13 protein-coding genes and 1 pseudogene are annotated in these 20364 nt (G+C 71.1%); 13 read left to right on the top strand and 1 reads right to left on the bottom strand.

The window, feature by feature from the left end; all coding sequences use genetic code 11:
- Nucleotides 1-5: 5 nt before the first annotated feature.
- The 6 genes from ligA to gatB all read left to right on the top strand — a co-directional run bounded on the left by ligA (nucleotide 6) and on the right by gatB (nucleotide 8311).
- Nucleotides 6-2189 carry an NAD-dependent DNA ligase LigA gene (ligA, locus tag QFZ67_RS11270; RefSeq protein ID WP_307660944.1) on the top strand — a complete coding sequence of 728 codons (2184 nt, stop codon included), beginning with the start codon at nucleotides 6-8 and terminating at the stop codon, nucleotides 2187-2189.
- Between the two features lie 315 nt (nucleotides 2190-2504).
- On the top strand, nucleotides 2505-4625 hold the full coding sequence (locus QFZ67_RS11265; RefSeq protein WP_307660943.1) for a bifunctional diguanylate cyclase/phosphodiesterase: 2121 nt from the start codon (nucleotides 2505-2507) through the stop codon (nucleotides 4623-4625).
- Between the two features lie 130 nt (nucleotides 4626-4755).
- Entirely contained in the window at nucleotides 4756-5052 is a 297-nt protein-coding gene (gatC, locus tag QFZ67_RS11260; protein WP_307660942.1) for an Asp-tRNA(Asn)/Glu-tRNA(Gln) amidotransferase subunit GatC, read from the top strand.
- A 5-nt stretch (nucleotides 5053-5057) separates the two neighbouring features.
- Nucleotides 5058-6551 carry an Asp-tRNA(Asn)/Glu-tRNA(Gln) amidotransferase subunit GatA gene (gene gatA / locus QFZ67_RS11255; RefSeq protein ID WP_307660941.1) on the top strand — a complete coding sequence of 498 codons (1494 nt, stop codon included), beginning with the start codon at nucleotides 5058-5060 and terminating at the stop codon, nucleotides 6549-6551.
- The gene (locus QFZ67_RS11250) at nucleotides 6548-6787 is read left to right on the top strand and encodes a hypothetical protein (protein ID WP_307660940.1); all 240 of its coding nucleotides are present in this window, start codon (nucleotides 6548-6550) and stop codon (nucleotides 6785-6787) included. The genes gatA and QFZ67_RS11250 overlap by 4 nt, the downstream gene beginning before the upstream one ends.
- A 15-nt stretch (nucleotides 6788-6802) precedes the next feature.
- Entirely contained in the window at nucleotides 6803-8311 is a 1509-nt protein-coding gene (gatB, locus tag QFZ67_RS11245; protein ID WP_307660939.1) for an Asp-tRNA(Asn)/Glu-tRNA(Gln) amidotransferase subunit GatB, read from the top strand.
- A gap of 340 nt (nucleotides 8312-8651) precedes the next feature.
- Here gatB and QFZ67_RS11240 read toward each other — a convergent pair whose 3' ends face one another.
- Nucleotides 8652-9560, bottom strand: a complete 909-nt coding sequence (locus tag QFZ67_RS11240; RefSeq protein WP_307665806.1) for a hypothetical protein — start codon at nucleotides 9558-9560, stop codon at nucleotides 8652-8654.
- A gap of 352 nt (nucleotides 9561-9912) precedes the next feature.
- Here QFZ67_RS11240 and QFZ67_RS11235 point away from each other — a divergent pair, with 352 nt between their 5' ends.
- From QFZ67_RS11235 to QFZ67_RS11205, 7 genes and pseudogenes are all read left to right on the top strand, one after another.
- Nucleotides 9913-12006 carry a phosphocholine-specific phospholipase C gene (locus QFZ67_RS11235; RefSeq protein WP_307660938.1) on the top strand — a complete coding sequence of 698 codons (2094 nt, stop codon included), beginning with the start codon at nucleotides 9913-9915 and terminating at the stop codon, nucleotides 12004-12006.
- A gap of 194 nt (nucleotides 12007-12200) precedes the next feature.
- A pseudogene (locus tag QFZ67_RS11230) lies at nucleotides 12201-14452 on the top strand (MMPL family transporter).
- Entirely contained in the window at nucleotides 14430-14996 is a 567-nt protein-coding gene (locus QFZ67_RS11225) for a GNAT family N-acetyltransferase (RefSeq protein WP_307660936.1), read from the top strand. The pseudogene QFZ67_RS11230 and the gene QFZ67_RS11225 overlap by 23 nt, the downstream one beginning before the upstream one ends.
- 107 nt (nucleotides 14997-15103) lie before the next feature.
- Nucleotides 15104-15652 carry a hypothetical protein gene (locus QFZ67_RS11220; protein WP_307660935.1) on the top strand — a complete coding sequence of 183 codons (549 nt, stop codon included), beginning with the start codon at nucleotides 15104-15106 and terminating at the stop codon, nucleotides 15650-15652.
- 63 nt (nucleotides 15653-15715) lie between these two features.
- Nucleotides 15716-16480: a GNAT family N-acetyltransferase gene (locus QFZ67_RS11215; protein ID WP_307660934.1), complete on the top strand. Its 765-nt coding sequence runs from the start codon at nucleotides 15716-15718 to the stop codon at nucleotides 16478-16480.
- A gap of 166 nt (nucleotides 16481-16646) precedes the next feature.
- Nucleotides 16647-16817, top strand: a complete 171-nt coding sequence (locus tag QFZ67_RS11210) for a hypothetical protein (RefSeq protein ID WP_307660933.1) — start codon at nucleotides 16647-16649, stop codon at nucleotides 16815-16817.
- A gap of 67 nt (nucleotides 16818-16884) precedes the next feature.
- On the top strand, nucleotides 16885-19932 hold the full coding sequence (locus QFZ67_RS11205; RefSeq protein WP_307665805.1) for a helix-turn-helix transcriptional regulator: 3048 nt from the start codon (nucleotides 16885-16887) through the stop codon (nucleotides 19930-19932).
- Nucleotides 19933-20364 lie beyond the last annotated feature (432 nt).

Below are 20364 nucleotides of genomic sequence, written 5' to 3'. Positions count from 1 at the left end.
AGACGGTGGCTGTCGAACAGCAAGGGCAGGTGCCCGCCGAGGCACGGGAGAAGCACGCCCGGCTGGCCGAGCAGGTCGAGGAGCACCGCTTCCGGTACTACGTGAAGGACCAGCCGGTCATCAGCGACGGCGATTTCGACAAACTGCTGCGCTCGCTGGAGGCGCTGGAGGAGGAGTATCCCGAGCTGCGTACACCCGACTCGCCGACCCAGAAGGTCGCCGGTCAGTACGAGACGGAGTTCACCGCGGTCGAGCACCGCGAGCGGATGCTCTCCCTCGACAACGCCTTCGAGGACGAGGAGCTGGCCGCCTGGGCGGAGCGTGTCGCGCGCGAGGTCAACACCTCCGACTACCACCTGCTGTGCGAGCTGAAGGTCGACGGCCTCGCGGTCAACCTCACATACGAGAAGGGCCGGCTGACGCGGGCGGCGACCCGCGGCGACGGCCGCGTCGGCGAGGACATCACCCCCAATGTCCGGACCATCGCGGACATCCCGGACAGGCTCCAGGGCGACCGCATCCCGGATCTCGTCGAGATCCGCGGCGAGGTCTACTTCCCGATGGAGAAGTTCGAGGAGCTCAACGCCCGCCTGGTTCAGGCGGGTGACAAGCCCTTCGCCAACCCGCGCAACGCGGCAGCGGGTTCGCTGCGCCAGAAGGACCCGAAGGTCACGGCGACCCGTCCGCTGCGCATGGTGGTGCACGGCATCGGCGCCCGCCAGGGCTTCGACATCGACCGCCTGTCGCAGGCGTACGGCCTGCTGCGCGAATGGGGCCTGCCCACCGCGCAGCACAACAAGGTGGTCGACTCCCTCGAAGGCGTAAGGGAATTCATCGCGTACTTCGGCGAGCACCGGCACTCCGTGGAGCACGAGATCGACGGCGTGGTCGTCAAGCTCGACGAGATCCCGCTCCAGGGGCGGCTCGGCTCCACCTCACGGGCGCCGCGCTGGGCGATCGCCTGGAAGTACGCGCCGGAGGAGGTCAACACCAAGCTGGTCAACATCAGGGTGGGCGTCGGCCGCACCGGCCGCGTCACGCCGTACGCCCAGGTCGAGCCGGTCACGGTCGCGGGCTCCGAGGTCGAGTTCGCCACGCTGCACAACCAGGACGTGGTCAAGGCCAAGGGCGTGCTCATCGGCGACACGGTGGTGCTGCGCAAGGCGGGCGACGTCATTCCGGAGATCCTCGGTCCGGTCGCGGATCTGCGCGACGGCAGCGAGCGGGAGTTCGTGATGCCGGCGGAGTGCCCGGAGTGCGGCACGGCGCTGCGTCCCATGAAGGAGGGCGACGTCGACCTGCGCTGCCCCAACGCCCGCTCCTGCCCCGCCCAGTTGCGTGAACGTCTCTTCTATCTCGCCGGACGCAAGTCGCTGGACATCGAAAACTTCGGCTATGTGGCCGCGGCCGCGCTCACCAAGCCGCTGGAGCCGCCCACACCGCCGCTGACCGACGAGGGCGACCTCTTCAACCTCACCATCGAGCAGCTGCTGCCGATCAAGGCGTACGTCCTGGACCAGGACAGCGGACTGCCCAAGCGCGACCCGAAGACGGGCGAGGAGAAGGTCGTCACGGTCTTCGCCAACCAGCTCGGCGAGCCGAAGAAGAACGCCCTGGCGATGCTGGAGAACATCGCGGCGGCCAAGGAGCGCCCGCTGGCCCGGATCATCACGGGTCTGTCCATCCGTCATGTCGGCCCGGTGGCGGCCGAGGCGCTGGCCCGGGAGTTCCGGTCGATCGAGCGGATCGAGCAGGCCACCGAGGAGGAGCTGGCGGCCGTCGAGGGCGTCGGGCCGACCATCGCCGCCTCGCTCAAGCAGTGGTTCGAGGAGGACTGGCATCGCGAGATCCTGCGCAAGTGGCGGGCGGCGGGCGTCCGCATGCAGGAAGAGGGCGGGGGAGAGGACGAGGGGCCGCGTCCGCTGGAAGGACTCACCGTGGTCGTCACCGGCACCTTGCAGAACTACACCAGGGATGGCGCAAAAGAAGCCCTCCAGAGCCTCGGCGCGAAAGTGGCCGGTTCTGTTTCGAAGAAAACGGCCTTCGTGGTGGTCGGCGACAACCCCGGTTCCAAGTACGACAAGGCGATGCAGCTGAAGGTGCCGGTCCTGGACGAGGAGGGCTTCGCCGTACTGCTCGAACAGGGCCCTGACGCGGCCCGTGAGGCAGCTGTGCCTGCAGAGGCGTAACGGAGGGGGCGTGCGCGGGGCTTGGAAGGGGCTCGTACGGGAGCCCGGAGGGGGCGCACGGAGCGGGAATCAGACGCCGGAATCCGGGTCCCAACGACCGGTACAGGTCACCCGTTCAGCGCATACCAGACGGATAAGGGTGGCCAGGTCGCATTCGGGCAAGAGCTGTAGAGCGCTGCCCGTCCGAGCCTCCTGCGGCCTACTGTTGAGATGTGCGCCTGTCGTGCACGGCTGCGTGGTGGATTTCAGTCGTGGTGGCATGACAACGGGAGCCATCGCGAGGCATCGGCACCGCCGGCTGTGAGAGGGACGGGAATGAAACCGACCGAGAGCGCCGCCCCGGTCTCACGGCCGCGTGGAATCGCGGCCCTTGCGGGCACGACGCCGGGGCTTCCCGTCGCCGTCGTCGTTTGCGCCGCGGCCCTGCTCACCACCGGCATCGTCAGGGCGGTGCAGGACGGCAACGCACTCTTCCCCAACTCCACGGTGGGCTGGTCGCTTGCCGTCCTCACCGGGATCATCGTGGGCCATCTGGTCGCGCTCGGCCGCGACCGCTGGTGGGGCGGCACCGGATCGGGCGCCGCCCTCACCCTCGCCGCCCTGCTGCTCTTCGGCTGGGTGCCGGCCGGACTTGTCAGCCTCGCCGTCGTCGCCCTGGTCGGCGCCGCCCGCAGGCACCGCTGGCGCCAGGGCCTGCTGCACGGCTCCGTGGACATCCTCGGCATCGCCGCGGCGGCGCTCGTCCTCGCTGTGTTCGGGGTGCAGCCGAGTGTCGAGCAGCCCTGGTCGCCACTCGACTGGGGTATCGCGGCCGCCCCCGAAGTGATGCTCGCGGCCACCGCCTATCTCGCGGTCACCCGGCTGCTGCTGTGGTATGTGCTGGCCCCGCAGGGCGGCGGCCTGCCCACCGTGGCCCGTACGGCCCTGCTGAGGCAGGGTCTTGTCGCGGTCGCCCTGCTCGGCATCGCCCCGCTGATCTGTGTCGTCGCGGTCGCGCTGCCACTGCTGCTGCCGCTGTTCGCCGTACCGCTGATCGCCCTTGACTCCACACTCTGGATCGCCCGGGCCAGGGCGGAGGAGCAGCTCCGCGATCCGCTGACCGGGCTGCCCAACCGGCAGTGGCTGCTGGAGCGGACCTGGGCCGCCCTGGAGGACGCTGAGGGCAACGGTGCCCGTTCCGCTCTCGTACTGATCGATCTCGACCGGTTCCGTTCCGTCAATGACACGCTCGGCCATCTCGCGGGCGACCGGCTGCTCCTGCAGATAGCCGACCGGCTGCGGCTCGCCCTGCCGCGCGGCGCCGAGGCGGCCAGGCTCGGCGGGGACGAATTCGCCGTACTGCTCCCCACCGCCGACTCCACCACCAGCGCCCAGCGCGTCGCCCGCAATCTGGTGGCCGAGCTGTCGTCGCCCCTCGACCTGGACGGCCTGACCCTCGTCCTGGAGGCGAGCGCCGGCGTCGCCGTCTTCCCCGAGCACGCGCACGACGCGGAGGGCCTGCTGCGGCGCGCGGACGTGGCGATGTACCAGGCGAAGCGGGACCGCACGGGCGTGGAGGTGTACGAGTCCAAGCGGGACAGCAACACCCCCGACCGGCTCGGCCTGCTGGGCGATCTGCGCCGGGCGCTGGACGCCGGCGACGTGGAGCTCCACTACCAGCCCAAGGTCCGCTTCGACGGCCATGTCGCGGGCCTGGAAGCCCTGGTCCGCTGGGTCCACCCGGAGCGTGGCCGGGTCTCCCCGGACGAGTTCATCGCCATCGCCGAGTCCTCGGGCCTGATGCCGTATCTGACGGAGTACGTGCTCGATACGGCCCTCGCCCAGGTCGCGAAGTGGCGCGCGCAGGGGCTGAACGTGCCGGTCGCCGTCAATGTCTCTCCGCGCGATGTGCACACCCCCGGCTTCGCCGGATCCGTCGCCGCGCGCCTCGCCCGGCACGGCGTCCCGCCGGGCGCCCTCCAGCTGGAGATCACGGAACACGTCCTCCTCGAGGACCCGCAGCGCGCCGCCGACACCCTGGCCGGGCTGACCGAACACGGCGTCAAGATGTCCCTCGACGACTTCGGCACCGGCTACTCCTCCCTCGTACATCTGCGCCGCCTCCCCGTCAGCGAGCTCAAGATCGACCGCTCGTTCGTCGCCCGGCTCGCCGTCGACAACGAGGACGCGGAGATCGTCCGCTGCACCGTGGACCTGGCTCACTCGCTGGGCCTTCTGGTGGTCGCCGAGGGCGTCGAGGACGACGAGACCTGGGAGCGGCTGCGCGACCTGGGCTGCGACGCCGTACAGGGCTGGCTGGTCGCGGCCGCGATGCCGCCGCAGGAGACCACCGCATGGCTGCGGGCCAGGGGCGAGCGGGGCTGGCACCGCCCGGCCGAGCTGCCCGCCGCCACCCCGACGGACGCGGACGAGCCGTCGGGCCAGGTCGTCCCCTGACTTACCGGCTTGTGCGCGCGGCCCGCCACCGGCCGTGCGGAACCCGGTCCGGATAACCGTTTCGTGGGTTGTGGCCCGCGCCCCATAGGATTGGGCCAAACCACACACACTCACCCCTGAGGATCGCTGCATGCCTGGCATTACGCGCGAGGAGGTCGCCCACCTCGCCCGGCTGGCGCGTCTGGAGCTGAAGGACGAAGAGCTCGTGCACTTCGCCGGACAGCTCGACGACATCATCGGCGCGGTCGCCCGCGTCTCCGAGGTCGCCGACCAAGACGTACCCCCGACCTCCCACCCGCTGCCGCTGACCAATGTCATGCGCCCGGACGAGGTCCGTCCGTCGCTCACCCCCGCGCAGGCGCTCTCCGGCGCCCCGGCCCAGGAGCAGCAGCGTTTCAAGGTGCCGCAGATCCTGGGGGAGGACTAATCACCATGACGGACATCATCAAGCTCACCGCGGCCGAGATCGCCGCGAAGATCGCCGCCGGCGAGCTCACGGCCGTCGAGGTCACCGAGGCTCACCTGGCCCGGATCGACGCCGTCGACGAGAAGGTGCACGCCTTCCTGCACATCGACCGTGAGGGTGCGCTCGCGCAGGCCCGCGCGGTGGACGCAAAGCGCGAGGCGGGCGAGAAGCTCGGTCCGCTGGCCGGCGTTCCGCTCGCGCTGAAGGACATCTTCACCACCGAGGGCATCCCGACCACGGTCGGCTCGAAGATCCTCGAGGGCTGGATCCCGCCGTACGACGCGACGGTGACCAAGAAGCTCAAGGCGGCCGACGTCGTCATCCTCGGCAAGACCAACATGGACGAGTTCGCCATGGGGTCCTCGACCGAGAACAGCGCGTACGGCCCGACGGGCAACCCGTGGGACCTGACCCGTATCCCCGGCGGCTCCGGCGGCGGCTCCTCCGCCGCCCTCGCCTCGTACGAAGCCCCGCTCGCCATCGGCACGGACACCGGCGGCTCCATCCGCCAGCCCGCCGCCGTCACCGGCACGGTCGGCGTGAAGCCCACCTACGGCGGCGTCTCCCGCTACGGCATGGTGGCGTTCTCGTCCTCCCTCGACCAGGGCGGTCCCTGCGCCCGCACGGTCCTGGACGCGGCGCTGCTGCACGAGGTCATCGCCGGTCACGACCCGCTCGACTCGACGTCCATCGACGCCCCGGTCCCGCCGGTCGTCGAGGCCGCGCGCAGCGGCTCGGTCGCCGGAATGCGCGTCGGTGTCGTCAAGCAGTTCTCCGGCGAGGGCTACCAGGCCGGTGTCGTCCAGCGCTTCAACGAGTCTGTCGAGCTGCTGCGGTCGCTCGGCGCGACGATCGTCGAGCTGGACTGCCCGTCCTTCGACCTCGCGCTCTCCGCGTACTACCTGATCGCCCCGTCCGAGTGCTCCTCCAACCTGGCCCGCTTCGACGCCATGCGCTATGGCCTGCGGGTCGGCGACGACGGCACGAGGTCCGCCGAGGATGTCACCGCGCTGACGCGCGAGGCCGGCTTCGGCGACGAGGTCAAGCGCCGCATCATGCTCGGCACGTACGCGCTCAGCTCCGGCTACTACGACGCGTACTACGGTTCCGCGCAGAAGGTCCGTACGCTCATCACCCGGGACTTCGAGAAGGCCTTCGAGCAGGTCGACGTGATCGTCTCGCCGACCACGCCGACCACCGCCTTCCCGATCGGCGAGCGCGCCGACGACCCGATGGCGATGTACCTCGCGGACCTGTGCACCATCCCGACCAACCTGGCCGGCAACGCCGCGATGTCGCTGCCCTGCGGCCTCGCGCCGGAGGACGGACTGCCGGTCGGTCTGCAGATCATCGCCCCCGCCATGAAGGACGACCGGCTGTACAAGGTCGGCGCCGCCGTCGAGGCCGCCTTCGTGGAAAGGTGGGGCCACCCGCTGCTCGAGGAGGCACCGTCGCTGTGAGCACACTTGCCAAGGCCAAGGGCTTCAAGAAGTCCAAGACCGGTACGTACCTGTCCATCGGCACCACCGCGTTCGGCGCGCTGAGTGTGATCAAGCAGGCCAAGAAGGCCCGCACCGAGAACGACACGCTCCGGCTGATCGATGCCGCCGTATCCGCTGCCGCCATCGTCACCGGCCTGGCCCTGCTCTACCGCGAGCTGAAGCGCCTGGGCGACGACGACGTACTGCTGGGCTGAGAGGGAAGTTTCACCGTGACCGTCACTGAACTGGTGTCGTACGAGGACGCTCTCGCGGCGTACGACCCCGTCATGGGCCTCGAAGTCCATGTCGAACTCGGCACCAAGACCAAGATGTTCTGCGGCTGTTCGACCGAGCTGGGCGCCCCGCCCAACTCGCAGACCTGCCCCATCTGCCTCGGCCTGCCCGGCTCGCTCCCGGTCGTCAACGCGATCGGCGTCGAGTCGGCCGTCAAGATCGGCCTCGCGCTCAACTGCGAGATCGCCGAGTGGTGCCGCTTCGCCCGGAAGAACTACTTCTATCCGGACATGCCGAAGAACTTCCAGACCTCGCAGTACGACGAGCCGATCGCCTTCAACGGCTATCTGGACGTCCAGCTGGAGGACGGCGAGGTCTTCCGCGTGGAGATCGAGCGCGCGCACATGGAGGAGGACACCGGCAAGTCGACGCACGTCGGCGGCGCCACCGGCCGTATCCATGGCGCGTCCCACTCGCTGCTGGACTACAACCGCGCCGGCATCCCGCTGATCGAGATCGTCACCAAGCCGATCGAGGGCGCGGGCGAGCGTGCGCCGGAGGTCGCCAAGGCGTACGTCGCGGAGCTGCGCGAGCTCATCAAGGCGCTCGGCGTCTCCGAGGCGCGCATGGAGCAGGGCCAGATGCGGTGCGACGTGAACCTGTCGCTGCGCCCGCACGGCGTGGAGAAGTTCGGCACGCGCTCCGAGACGAAGAACGTCAACTCGCTGCGCAGCGTCGAGCGTGCGGCCCGGTTCGAGATTCAGCGGCACGCCGCGGTGCTCTCGTCCGGCGGCACGATCATCCAGGAGACCCGTCACTTCCACGAGGAGGACGGCTCCACGACGTCCGGCCGGGTGAAGGAAGAGGCCGAGGACTACCGGTACTTCCCGGAGCCCGACCTGGTGCCTGTCGCGCCGCCGCGCGAGTGGGTCGAGGAGCTTCGGGCGACCCTGCCCGAGCTGCCGCGGGTCCGCCGGAACCGGCTGCGCGAGGAGTGGGGCGTCTCCGAGCACGACATGCAGTCGATCCTCAACGCGGGGGCGGTCGACCTGATCGCCGCCACGATCGAGGCGGGCGCGGATGCGGCTTCCGCGCGCAAGTGGTGGATGGGTGAGCTGGCCCGCCGCTCCAACGAGGACGGCGTCGAGCTCGCCTCGCTCCCGATCACGCCGGCCCAGGTGGCCCGGGTGGCCGAGCTGGTCGCTGCCGGCGACCTCAACGACAAGCTGGCCCGCCAGGTCATCGAGGGCGTGCTCGCGGGCGAGGGCGACCCGGACACCGTCGTCGAGAAGCGCGGCCTGAAGGTCGTCTCGGACGAGGGTGCGCTCGGTGCGGCCGTCGACGAGGCGATCGCGGGCAACGCGGCGATCGCCGACAAGATCCGCGGCGGCAAGGTCGCGGCGGTCGGCGCGCTGGTGGGCGCGGTCATGAAGACCACCCGCGGCCAGGCGGACGCGGCGCGCGTGAAGGAACTGATCCTGGAGAAGCTCGGCGTCGAGGCCTGACGACGAGCATCGGCAGGGGAGTGGCGGCCCGCACCGACTGGTGCGGGCCGCCACTTCGTGCTCGGCGGGCGGCTGCGGGGTCCGCGGTCCCGCGCAAGGCCGAGGCCCGGCCGCGGGGCGCGCCTCGGGGCGGCGTATGCGGCACCACAGCGGGCCGCAGGCCAACCCGGGCGGCGGGCTGGTGTCGCAGTCGACCGCAGGCCAACCCGGGCGGCGGGCCGGTGCAGCGGTCGGCAGCGGGGCGACCCGGGCGCCGTTGGCCAGTGCAGCGGTCGGCCGCGGGGCGACCCGGGCGCCGTGCGTAGCCCTGGTCTTCCGTGCCGCGCGACCAAGGCGTGCGTCAGTGGCGTATGCCCAAACCCGGCAGCCACAGCTCGCCGCGGTCCTTGCAGCTGGCGTCCCTCGCTCGCAGTTCCTCCGGCTCTTTCGTGCCGCGTGCCCGCAGTTCCGTGACGGCCAGGCGGGCCACCGCCGCCACCTCCCCGCGCTCCGGGTCCGGGAAGTCCGTCTGCCACCAGCCCCGGTCGCGGGACTTCCAGCCGCGCGAGCGCATCAACCGCGCCCGCTCCGGGCTGTCCTCGCCGTCGCGGTCGTCGACCGAGACATGCAGCCCGTCCTCCAGCCCGTACGAGATGAGCAGCTGCCGTCCGCGGTCCGCGCCGCTGGTCACGCTGAAGCTCGCCCAGTCGTCGCCGACCTGCACCGGAAGCTGCTCCACCCACGCCGTGAGCAGCAACTCGAGCGCGCTCTCGAAGTGTTCGAGACAGGAGGCCTGCCGGCCGCCGGGCCCCTCGGTCGGGCGCTCGCCGGGGCCGCTGCGGTCCAACTGCCAGGTGTACGGCAGGAAGTCGAAGTCGTGCGGCTCGTCCGCCGACCAGGCGCCGCCCCACTCGAAGATGCGCCGTTCCTCCTGCTCCAGGGTGTCCGTGTCGTGGACCGATAGCTGCGCCCGGCTGCGGTTGCCGGCGAGCAGCACCAGCCTTCTGCCGTCCCGCCAGCGGACGTTGGGGCCTTCTGCCGAGCCGCCGTAGAGTGTCGGCTCGCCGATCCTGGCCACTATCGCGTCGTACACCACGCGGAAGGCCTCCCGCCGGTCCCGGAGCGAGGCACCCGGGTTGTACGCCAGCACCTGGACCGGGTCCCGGTCGAGGTACGCGGCGGGCGCGTCATGGAGCGTCAGGGCGAACTCCGCGGCATCGCCGGGTGTCAGGGTCGGCAGGTTGGTCCCCGTGTATTCCATGTCACCCATCGTGCCAGCCGCCACCGACAACACCCGGCGCACGTTTGGGTATTCACCGCTCAGATCGCGCCGAAATCGTCTGTGTTCACAGGCCTGGCACCGGCGCGACATCATCGAGGGCAGCCCCGAGCCTGCCGGCGGCCTTCAGGACGCGGCCGCGATCGCCGCGCGGCGGCATGCCGCCATGGTTGCGATGGGACGGCTGACCCGCCCGCGTAGCCCGGCCCCCCTCCCTTTCCCAAGGCGCTTGGACTCTTCGCGCGGGCACTTGGACGTTCACCGCCGCGCCGTCCATGGGACTTCCCCAAGTCATCCGGCCTCACTACGTTCCGGGCGGTAGCACCGGAATCGGGAGGATCACTTGACCACGGACATGTCACGGCGGCGTCTGTTCGCACTCGGCGGAGGCGTCATCGGCGCGGCGGCGGCCGGGTCGCTGCTCCCGCCCTCCCTGCAGGCGGCGCTGGCCGCCGAGCCGCCGTCTGGCGGGCTGCGGGCGGTCAAGCACGTGGTGATCCTCATGCAGGAGAACCGGTCCTTCGACCACTACTTCGGCACCCTGCGCGGCGTTCGCGGCTTCGGCGACCGCAACGCCGTCGAACTCCCCTCCGGGAAGCTCGTCTACGAGCAGCCGGGCCCGCTGCGCACCGTGCTGCCCTTCCCCGTGCGCGACGCCGCCGAGACGCAGAAGAAGGACCTCCAGTACATCGGCGACCTCGACCACTCCTGGGGCGGCGGCGCCAAGGCCTGGCGTGACGGCTGGATGGACGGCTGGATCTCCGCGAAGACCGCAGCGACCATGGCGTACTACGACCGCCGCGACATACCCCTCCACTACGAACTCGCGGACACCTTCACCATCTGCGACGCGTACCACTCCTCGATCCATACGTCGACGAGCCCCAACCGCAACCATCTGTGGAGCGGCTGGACCGGCTTCGAGGCCGACGGCAGCCGCGCTGTCACCAACGCCGCGTACGCCGAGGGCACCCACCCCGGCTACTCCTGGCCGACGTACGCCGAGCGGCTCGAGACGGCCGGCCGCAGCTGGAAGACGTACCAGGAGTGGGAGAACTTCACCGACAACAACATCGAGTTCTTCACCAGCTTCAAGAAGATCGCGCGCAAGGCGCTGGCCAAGGCCGGCGACTTCACCTTCATGGAGGCCTTCTACGCGAAGGTCCGCGACACCCAGGACACCGCCGAGCGCGCACGGCTGCTCGCCGCGCTCGAAGAGGGCGTGGCGACGCTGACCAACAGCGAGCGGTCGCTCTTCGAGCGCGGGCTCCGGCGCGGCGAGACCGGCTCCCTCGCGGATCAGTTCCGCGCGGACGTGGCGGCCGGCACGCTCCCCGAGGTGTCGTACCTGGTGCCCTCCGCGATCGACTCCGAGCACCCAGGGTCCTCCTCGCCGATCGCGTCGGCCACCCTCGTCTACAAGGTGCTGGACGCCCTCGGCTCCCACCCCGACGTCTGGCGGAACACCGTCGTCCTGATCAACTACGACGAGAACGACGGCTTCTTCGACCACGTACCGCCGCCGGTCCCGCCCGCCGACAACACCGAGGAGCGCTGGCAGGGCAAGCCCACCGGCCTCGGCATCCGCGTCCCGTTGCTCGTCGTCTCACCCTGGTCGGTCGGCGGCTACGTCTGCTCCGAGGTGTTCGACCACACTTCGGTGGTCCGGCTGCTGGAGAAGTGGACGGGCATCGAGGAGCCCAACATCACCAGCTGGCGTCGCGCTGTCACCGGCGATCTGACCTCCGCCTTCGACTTCCGGCGCGGCAGGCCGCAGCCCGATGTGGAGCAGCCGGGCGCGATCCCGCCGTTCACGGGACGCTGGCGGCCCGTGCCGCCGTTGCAGCAGCACATGCCCGTGCAGGAGGAGGGGACCCGGCCCGCGCGGCCGCTGCCGTACCAGCCCGACGCGTACGGCAAGGTCACGGCCGACGCCTTCACCGTGGCGCTCAGCAACAGCGGGCGCGCAAGCGCCCACTTCGCGCTCTATCCGTACGCCGGTGAGTTCACCGTCCCGCAGCACAAGGACGTAAGGGGCAAGGCGCAATGGTCAGTACCCCTTACCGGCGACGCCTACCGCTTCACGATCACCGGGCCGAACGGCTTCCGGCGCGAGTTCGCGGGCAGCGTCGAGGGCACCGCGCAGGTCTCTTCGTCCATTGACCACCACGACCGCGACCTGCACCTCACCCTGCGCAACGACGGCAGCAAGCCGGTCACCTTCACGATCCGTCCGCTGGCTTACGTCGACGAGGCCGACCTCGACGACTGGACCCGCACCGTCACGGTCAAGGCGGGCCGCAGCCGCACCGTCGTGCACTCGGCGGCCGACGCGCACGGCTGGTACGACATCGAGGTGACCGCCGACCGGGACACCGGCTTCCGTCGCCGCCTGATGGGCCACATCGAGAACGGGCGGGCGAGCGTCTCCGGTTGAGAGCTGAGAGCTGAGAGCTGAGAGGCGCGCGGGGGTCCGGGACCCTTTTCCCTGGCTCCCGCACGCCCCTGTGAGTAAGCCCACGAAACGGGCAAAGGATCACTATTGACTGCCAGAATGTCCCTTTGAGGTCAAGAGTTCTTTGCGGGTGGTTCCCGATCAAAGATCCACGAACCACCCAGGGAGCAAGTCCGTTGGCAGCAGTAGCCCGTTGGTGCATCACGCACCGACTCGTAGCCGTCGTGCTCTGGCTCCTGGCTTTCAGCGGCGTCGCATCCGCCGCGGGCGTAACGGGAACCGCGTACTCCAACGACTACGACGTCCCGGGCACCGAGTCCGGCCGGGCAACCGCCCTCCTCCAAGGGGGCTTCCACGGCCAGGGCGGCGACAGCGACACCATCGTGTGGCACACGGACAGCGGCAGCGTGCGCGCCGTCGGCGTCCGCCAGCCCATGTCCGAGATGCTCGACGAGGTCGCGAAACTCGACGGGGTCGCCTCCGTCAGCAGCCCGTACGGCAACGACGGTGCCGACCGGACCAGCCCCGACGGGCACACCGCGTATGCCACCGTTACCTTCGACGAGCGGGCCGACTCCATCCCCAAGTCGCAGATCGAAGCGGTCGTCGCCACGGCGAAGGCAGCCCAGACCGACGCGGTCCAGGTCGAGCTCGGCGGCAGCGCCGTCGCACTCACCGAAGCGCCCACGTCCCATGTGGCCGAGATCGTCGGCGTGGCCGTCGCCGCCGTCGTCCTCTTCCTAGCTTTCGGCTCGCTCGCCGCCAGCGTGCTGCCCATCGCCACCGCGCTGGTCTCGGTCGGCACGGCGTACGCGGGCATCGTGCTCCTCGGGCATGTGATGACCGTCGCCGACTTCGCGCCGATGCTCGGCGTACTGATCGGGCTCGGCGTCGGCATCGACTACGCGCTGTTCATCGTCACCAGACACCGCAAGGGCCTGCGGCGCGGACTGCCGGTGGCCGAAGCGGCCCAGAACGCCGTGGCCACCACCGGCCGGGCCGTCGTCTTCGCGGGCGCCACCGTCTGCATCGCCCTGCTCGGCATGCTCATTCTGCGACTCAGCTTCCTGGGCGGCGTCGCGATCGCCGCCTCCCTGACCGTCGTACTCACCGTGGCGGCGTCGGTGACCCTGCTGCCGGCCCTGCTGTCCTTCATAGGCATGCGGGCGCTCAGCAGACGCGAGCGACGACGGCTCATCGAGCGCGGCCCGCAGCCCGAGCTGCCGACCGGCTTCGCCGCCCGCTGGTCCGCCTTCGTCGAGCGTCATCCGAAGCTGCTCGGAGCGGTCGCAGCGGTGGTCATGCTGGTGCTCACGCTGCCGGCGTTCTCGCTGCACCTCGGCACGTCCGACCAGGGCAACGGCCCCGCCACCTCGACCAGCCGCCAGGCGTACGACCTGCTCGCGGAAGCTTTCGGGCCCGGCGTCAATGGCCCGCTCACCCTCGTCGCCCGTCTCGACGGCGCGGACGACCGCCTCGCCATGGGCAAGCTGCCCGACGCCCTGCGCGGCGTCGGCGGCATCAGATTCGTCGGCCCGGTCACGTACAGCGGCAGCGGAGACACGGCGGTCCTCACCGTCGTGCCGGAGTCGTCCCCCCAGTCGAAGTCGACCAGTGAACTCGTCGACCGGCTGCGCCAGGACGTCCTGCCCACCGCGTCGGACGGCACCTCCCTGGAGGTGCACGTCGGCGGAGTCACGGCGAGCTACGACGACTTCGCCGAGATCATCGTCCGTAAACTGCCCCTCTTCGTGGGCGTCGTGATCGCACTCGGCTGTCTGCTCCTGCTGCTTGCCTTCCGCTCGATCGGCATCCCCCTCAAAGCCGCCGCGATGAATGCGGCCGCCGTCGCCTCCTCCTTCGGGATCGTCGTCGCGATCTTCCAGTGGGGGTGGGGCAGCGAGCTCCTCGGGCTCGGCAGAGCGGGCCCGATCGAGCCGTTCCTACCGGTCATCATGGTCTCGGTGCTCTTCGGGCTCTCCATGGACTACCAGGTGTTCCTGGTCAGCCGGATGTACGAGGAGTGGCTGGAGACCGGCGACAACCGGCGGGCGGTACGGGTCGGCCTCGCCGAGACCAGCCGCGTGATCAACTCCGCGGCCGTGATCATGATTTCGGTCTTTCTCGCCTTCGTCCTCAGCGGCGACCGGGTCATCGCGATGTTCGGTATCGCGCTGGCTGCGGCGGTCGCGCTGGACGCGTTCGTGCTGCGTACGCTGCTGGTGCCCGCGCTCATGCACATGCTGGGCGGAGCGAACTGGTGGCTGCCGCGCTGGCTGGACCGCCGACTGCCGCGTATCAGCATCGAGCCGCCCGAGTGCCGTGTGCATGCGAAGATCCCTGGGCAGCGCGCGAGCGAGGACGGACAGCTCGTGCCGTAACCGGGCCGGGGGACGAGGAAGACGATGTTCGCGATATCGCTGGGTGACGACGGGGCGGAACTGCGGCCGCTGGAGCCCTGGCGGGCCGAGGAGTACCTCGCCCACATGGACCGGGGCCGCGAGTTCATCGGTCAGTACGTCGCACTGGCCACCGTCGCGACCGATGTCGACTCGGCGCGGGCCTTCCTCCAGTCGTACGCCGACAAGCAGGCCCGGGACGCGGGGCGCATCTACGGGATCTGGCTGGACGGGACCCTCGTCGGCGGTGTCCTGTTCCGCATCTGGGACACCGCGAGCGGCGCGTGCGAGGCGGGCTGCTGGCTGGAGCCGTCGGCCGCCGGGCGCGGGCTGGTCACACGGGCCGCGCGCGTGATCTTCGACTGGGCGGTGTACGAGCGTGGAATGCACCGTGTCGAGTGGCAGGTGGCCTCGGGGAACACCGCGAGCATCAATGTCGCCAAGCGGCTGGGGATGATGCGGGAGGGGGTGCTGCGGGAGAGCTACCCGTACAGGGGCGTACGGCACGACATGGAGGTCTGGTCGGTGCTGGCGCCGGAGTGGCGGGAGCTGCGGGAGCAGGAAGGCCGCTGAGGACTCGGTCACTGAAGGGCCGGTCGTTAAGGGCGGTCGTCAGGGGCCGGTCGTCAGGGGGCGGCTCGTTAAGGGGACTCTCAGAATCGGCCCCTAGCGTGCGGCGCATGAACCCCACGGAGACCAAAAAGACCACCCACACGACCGACGTGACCGACGTGACGGACGCGCCCGACGCGGTTGCCACCGAGCCGGTCGAGCCCGCCGAGCCCGCGACCGCCGAGCACGAAGCGGAGGCCGAGACCGAAGCCGAAGGCACCGAGGAGACGCCGCGCGTCTCCTCCGGCCTTGCAACCGCCGCCGCCGGCGTCGTCTCGGCCGGCCTCGGCGTCGTAGCGCTCAGCGGTAGCTGGGTCGGCAAGATCGCCGCCGAGAGGCAGGCGCTGATCGGGCAGATCAAGACCTCGCAGGGCGGCACCCCCGCCCAGCAGATTTCCGCGATCTACGGCGACGCCTGGCACTCCACCGCCATGTTCAACGGCATCTTCGCGCTGCTCGCGCTGATCGTCGGCCTGGCTGTGTTCGCCCTGCCGCAGAAGGCCGGCTGGGTAAGGGCCTTCGCCGTGGCCGGAGTCGCACTGGGCGTCCTGGGGCTGATCGTCTCCGGCGGCATGTACTTCGACCTCTTCCTGTCACTGCCCAGCACAGGCTCGTAGACCCGGCTCGTAGCCCCTCGAAACCCGTTGGTGCGTGTGTCCGTCCGATGCTGCAATGCGCGGATGGATCACGACGAGGTACTCAGCCTGTTCGACCACCAGATTCGGCAGCGTGGTGAAGGAGCCGAGCGGGCCGGTGACGTGGTGCGGCAGGTCGGTGCCGACGGCGACTGGAACGGCGTCCTCTGGGCCGGCCTGGACTCCGCAACGGCCGACGCCGCGATCGCCGAGCAGGTACGGTACTTCACCGACCTGGGGCGGGACTTCGAGTGGAAGCTGTACTCCTACGACCGGCCCGACGACCTCGGCGCACGGCTTCGGGCGGCCGGCTTCACACCTGAGCCCGAAGAAACCCTGATGGTCGCCGAGATCCGCGACCTGCCCACCGACGTCGAACTCCCCGACGGCATCCGGCTGGAACCGGTCACCGACGCGGCGGGCGTGGATCTCCTGGCCGACGTGCACGAGCAGGCCTTCGGCACGAGCGGGGCCCGGCTGCGCGAACAGCTCCTCACCCAGCTGGCCCAGACGCCGGACACCATCGGCATGACCGTCGCGCTGGCCGGCGAACAGCCGGTCTGCGGGGCCCGGATGGAGCTCCACCCGGGCACCGACTTCGCGAGCCTCTGGGGCGGCGGCACCCTGCCCGCCTGGCGCGGCCGTGGCATCTACCGGGCGCTGATCGCCCACCGGGCCCGTATCGCTGCCGCGAGCGGCTACCGCTTCCTGCAGGTCGACGCCTCCAGCCAGAGCCGCCCGATCCTGCAACGGCTCGGCTTCGCCGCGCTGAGCACCACTACTCCGTACGTCTACGAGCAGCGGCCCTAAGGCCGGCGAGCAGGGGCCTTAGGCAGTAGGCGTACGCATCCCCGCCGCGTCTAAGGACCCCCGCCGCTCGAAGATGCGGCACACTCCCGATGTGGCGGACCCCCCTGGGCGACGAGAGTCGAGGCATCGCAAGACGCCGAGAGAACTCACAACCAGGGAGTACGAGATGTTCGAGTACGAGATCCAGCAGCTCCGCCAGGCCGAGCTGATCCGCGAGGCCGAGACCGAGCGGCTGGTCCGGCAGGTGCGCAAGGCCCGCCGTGCCGCCAGGCGGGCCGCCAAGGACGCGGAGGGCCGGGTGAGTCCGGACCGCGACCGCTTCACCCGCGCCGCGTGAGATGGCGTGACCTCGCGTGATGACTGTCATCCCGATCAAGGGTGCCGCGTTGTCAGAGGGCTGTGCGATGCTCGGCGACGTGGAGACCAGGTCCGTCAGCCCGGTGTTCGTCGGCCGCGCCGGCGAACTGACCGCGCTCACCAACGCGCTCTCCCGCGCCGCCGCGGGAGAGCCGCAGGCGTTGCTCGTCGGGGGCGAGGCAGGGGTCGGCAAGACCAGGCTCGTCGAGGAGTTGTTCACCGAGGCGTGCCGCCGCGAGGCCGTCGTCGCGGTCGGCGGATGTGTCGAGATCGGCGCGGACGGGCTGCCGTTCGCGCCTTTCTCGACCGCGCTGCGCACGCTCCACCGCCGGCTGCCCAAGGAACTGGCCGAGGCCTCCGCCGGCCAGGAGGACGAGCTGGCGCGACTGCTGCCCGAGCTGGGGGAGGCGCCTCGCGGACAGCAGGGCAGACACGACGAGGAAGGCATGGCCCGCCTCTTCGAGCTCACCGCACGGCTGCTTGAGCGGATCGCCGCGGACCGCACGATCGTCCTGGTGCTCGAGGACCTGCACTGGGCCGACGCCTCCACCCGCCATCTGCTCGCCTACCTCTTCCGCACACTGCGCCGCGGCCGGCTCGTCGTGATCGCGACGTACCGCTCCGACGACGTCCACCGGCGCCATCCGCTGCGGCCCTTCCTCGCCGAGCTCGACCGGATGCGCACGGTCCAGCGAATCGAGCTCACCCGCTTCAACCGCGCCGAGGTCCACCGCCAGATGGCCGGGATCCTCGCCGCCGAGCCCGAACCGGCCATGGTGGACCGGGTCTTCGAGCGCTCGGACGGCAATGCGTTCTTCGTCGAAGAGCTCGCCTGCAGCCTGGCCAACGGCTGCCGCACGGGGCTGACCGACTCCCTGCGCGACATCCTTCTCGTACGCGTCGAGGCGCTGCCCGAGGACGCCCAGCGGGTGGCACGGATCGTCGCGGAGGGCGGCTCGACCGTGGAGTACGGGCTGCTGCGCGCTGTCGCCCGGCTGTGCGAGGACGATCTCATCGAGGCGCTGCGGGCCGCGGTGGGCGCCAACATCCTGCTCGCCACGCCGGACGGCGACGGCTACCGCTTCCGGCACTCCCTCGCGCGCGAGGCCGTGGGCGACGATCTGCTGCCCGGCGAGCGCTCCCGGCTCAGCCGGCGGTACGCGGAGGCGCTGGAGGCCGACCCGTCGCTCGTACGGTGCGAGGAGCGGGCAATGCGGCTCGCCAGCTACTGGTACCACGCGCACGACGCCGCGAAGGCCCTCCCCGCTGTGCTGAGCGCCTCGGTCGAGGCGCGGCGACGGCATGCGTACGCCGAGCAACTGCGGCTGCTGGGGCGGGCGATGGAGCTCTGGGACAGCGCGCCGGACGAGGTGCGGGCTGCGCTGCGGCCGGTCGACTACGCGGAGGCGTACCCTCCGTGCGGCTGCGATCCGGCCACCACGCCGCTGCGCTTCCTCGACCTGATGGCCGAGGCATCCGTCGCGGGCCGGCTCAGTGGCGAGAAGGAACGCGCGCTGAAGATCACCAAGCGCGGGCAGCGGCTGGCGGAGGCGGAGGATGACGCGCTGCGCGGCGCCTGGTTCTCCGTCCAGCGCTCCCGGCTCGTCTCGTCGCTGGGCCGCGGCGACGGGTGGGCGGAGCTGGCTGCCGCGCAGGAGCTGGTGCGCGGACTGCCGCCGTCCGCCGTCCACGCGGAGGTGCTCGCGGAGGCGGCGAACTGGGGCATGGTGCACGACCCGGGGCCGGGCAGCCTCGCGACCGCCGAGCTCGCCGTGGAGTACGCGCGCATGGTCGGCGAGGAGGACAACGAGCTACGGGCCCGCCTCACCCTCGGCGGCCTCATGGTCGACGCGGGCAACGTCGACGAGGGGCTCGCGGAGATGTACGCGGTAAAGGAGCGGGCCGTCGCCCTCGACCTGCCCGGGCACGTGGGGCGTACGCATGTGAATCTGCCGTCCGCGCTGGAGGGCGTGGGTCGCTCACGGGAAGCGGTCGACATTCTCGCCGAGGGCGTCGAACTCTCCCGGAAATACGGCCTGTTGGACACCCAGGCCTGGGTCCTGGTCAACCTTGCCGAGTCGTACAGCTCGCTCGGGCGCTGGGGCGAGACGACCGAGGCAGCGGAGCGGGCGTTGCGGATCGCTCTGAGCCCGAAGCCCCGGGGGTTCGCAGCGACCCGGTGCGCCTACCTGGCCCTCGACCGGGGCGACGCGGCGAAGGCGGCCGAGCATCTGGAGGCGGCGCGCGGGCACTTCGGAGCCAATGACCCGATGCCCCAGAGCACCATCCCGCTGCACACCGTGGCGCTGAGCATCGCGGCGGCGCAGGGGCGCGTGCTGGACGCCCGGACCGAGTTCGAACGGGCGGCGACGGCGGGCTTCCCGCCCGGCACCCAGCGATACGCCTGGCCGCTGCTGCGCGCGGCGGCCACGCTCGAGGCCGATACGCGCGGGCTGCCCGCCGCGGAGTCCGGCCGCGCCGAGGCGCTGGAACGGATCCGTAAGGCAGCCAGAACGCTCGTCACCGCGGTCCCGGTATGGATGGCCCACGAGCGCTGGGTCCGCGCGGAACTGCTGCGCGCCGGCGGCCAGGACACGGCCGTCGACTGGGCAGAGGCCGGCACGGCCTTCGAGGCGCTGGAGCGCCCGTACGACCTGGCAAGGGTCCGCCACCGCTGGGCGGAGGCGCTTCTCCAGGCGGACCGCGCGCAGGCGACGGAGCTGCTGCGGCAGGCGGCGGCGACGGCCCAGCAACTGTGCGCGCGCCCCCTGTCCGAGGACATCGCGCTGCTCGCCCAGCGAGCCCGCATCTCCCTGACCGACGACCCTGCCCTTGCGACGGCCGCCACTGCGCCGCGGGGTCCGGCGCTCGGCCTGACCCGCCGCGAGGAGGACGTCCTCCGCCTGGTGGCGGTAGGCCGCAGCAACCGTCAGATCGCCGAGGAGCTGTTCATCTCCCCGAAGACGGCGAGCGTCCACGTCTCCAACATCCTGGGGAAACTGGGCGTCTCGGGCCGCGGCGAGGCAGCGGCCCTGGCCCACCGCCTGCGCCTGTTCTCGCCCACGGGCGAGGAGCAGTCGGCGGCATCGGCCTGAGCAGCCAGAGCGACGCGACGCCTGGCGCCTGGAGGCGGGGTCTCGCGGCTGGCGGCGGCCACGATCCACGCCCGGAGGCCGCGCCCCACGCCCGGTGGCAGGTTCCAGCGGTGGGCGCCCGCGCCCGGTGGCTGGTGCCGTGCCTGGCGGCGGCCACGATCCACGCCCGGAGCCGCTCCCGGCGACGGGGCCCGCGGCTGGTGCCCGCCGGGCATGTCCTGAATCGCGGGACGGGCTGGAAAATCCAGCCCCTCCGGCGACGGCGATTGAGGAGCCGCCCGGCCGCGCACCGCACCCGGTGGCTGGTTCCCGCGAGCGGCAGCAGCTGCACCCCCGAGCCCGCCCCGGACGGCCGGTGCCGGCGGCCGGTGCCGGCGGCCGGTGCCGGCGGCCGGTGCCCGCGGCCGGTGCCCGCGCACCGCGCCGCCGCGG

The organism is Streptomyces sp. V1I1 (genome assembly GCF_030817355.1).
Lineage (GTDB): Bacteria > Actinomycetota > Actinomycetes > Streptomycetales > Streptomycetaceae > Streptomyces.
Note: the sequence above shows the minus strand (reverse complement) of the source record. Positions and strands in the feature narration are given on the sequence as shown.

Coding starts and splice junctions, on each gene's coding strand:
- gatA (WP_307660941.1), top strand. CDS start 5,058: ATGACGGACATCATCAAGCTCACCGCGGCCGAGATCGCCGCGAAGATC.
- QFZ67_RS11220 (WP_307660935.1), top strand. CDS start 15,104: ATGAACCCCACGGAGACCAAAAAGACCACCCACACGACCGACGTGACC.
- QFZ67_RS11240 (WP_307665806.1), bottom strand. CDS start 9,560: ATGGGTGACATGGAATACACGGGGACCAACCTGCCGACCCTGACACCC.
- QFZ67_RS11225 (WP_307660936.1), top strand. CDS start 14,430: ATGTTCGCGATATCGCTGGGTGACGACGGGGCGGAACTGCGGCCGCTG.
- gatC (WP_307660942.1), top strand. CDS start 4,756: ATGCCTGGCATTACGCGCGAGGAGGTCGCCCACCTCGCCCGGCTGGCG.
- QFZ67_RS11205 (WP_307665805.1), top strand. CDS start 16,885: ATGCTCGGCGACGTGGAGACCAGGTCCGTCAGCCCGGTGTTCGTCGGC.
- QFZ67_RS11215 (WP_307660934.1), top strand. CDS start 15,716: ATGGATCACGACGAGGTACTCAGCCTGTTCGACCACCAGATTCGGCAG.
- QFZ67_RS11210 (WP_307660933.1), top strand. CDS start 16,647: ATGTTCGAGTACGAGATCCAGCAGCTCCGCCAGGCCGAGCTGATCCGC.
- QFZ67_RS11265 (WP_307660943.1), top strand. CDS start 2,505: ATGAAACCGACCGAGAGCGCCGCCCCGGTCTCACGGCCGCGTGGAATC.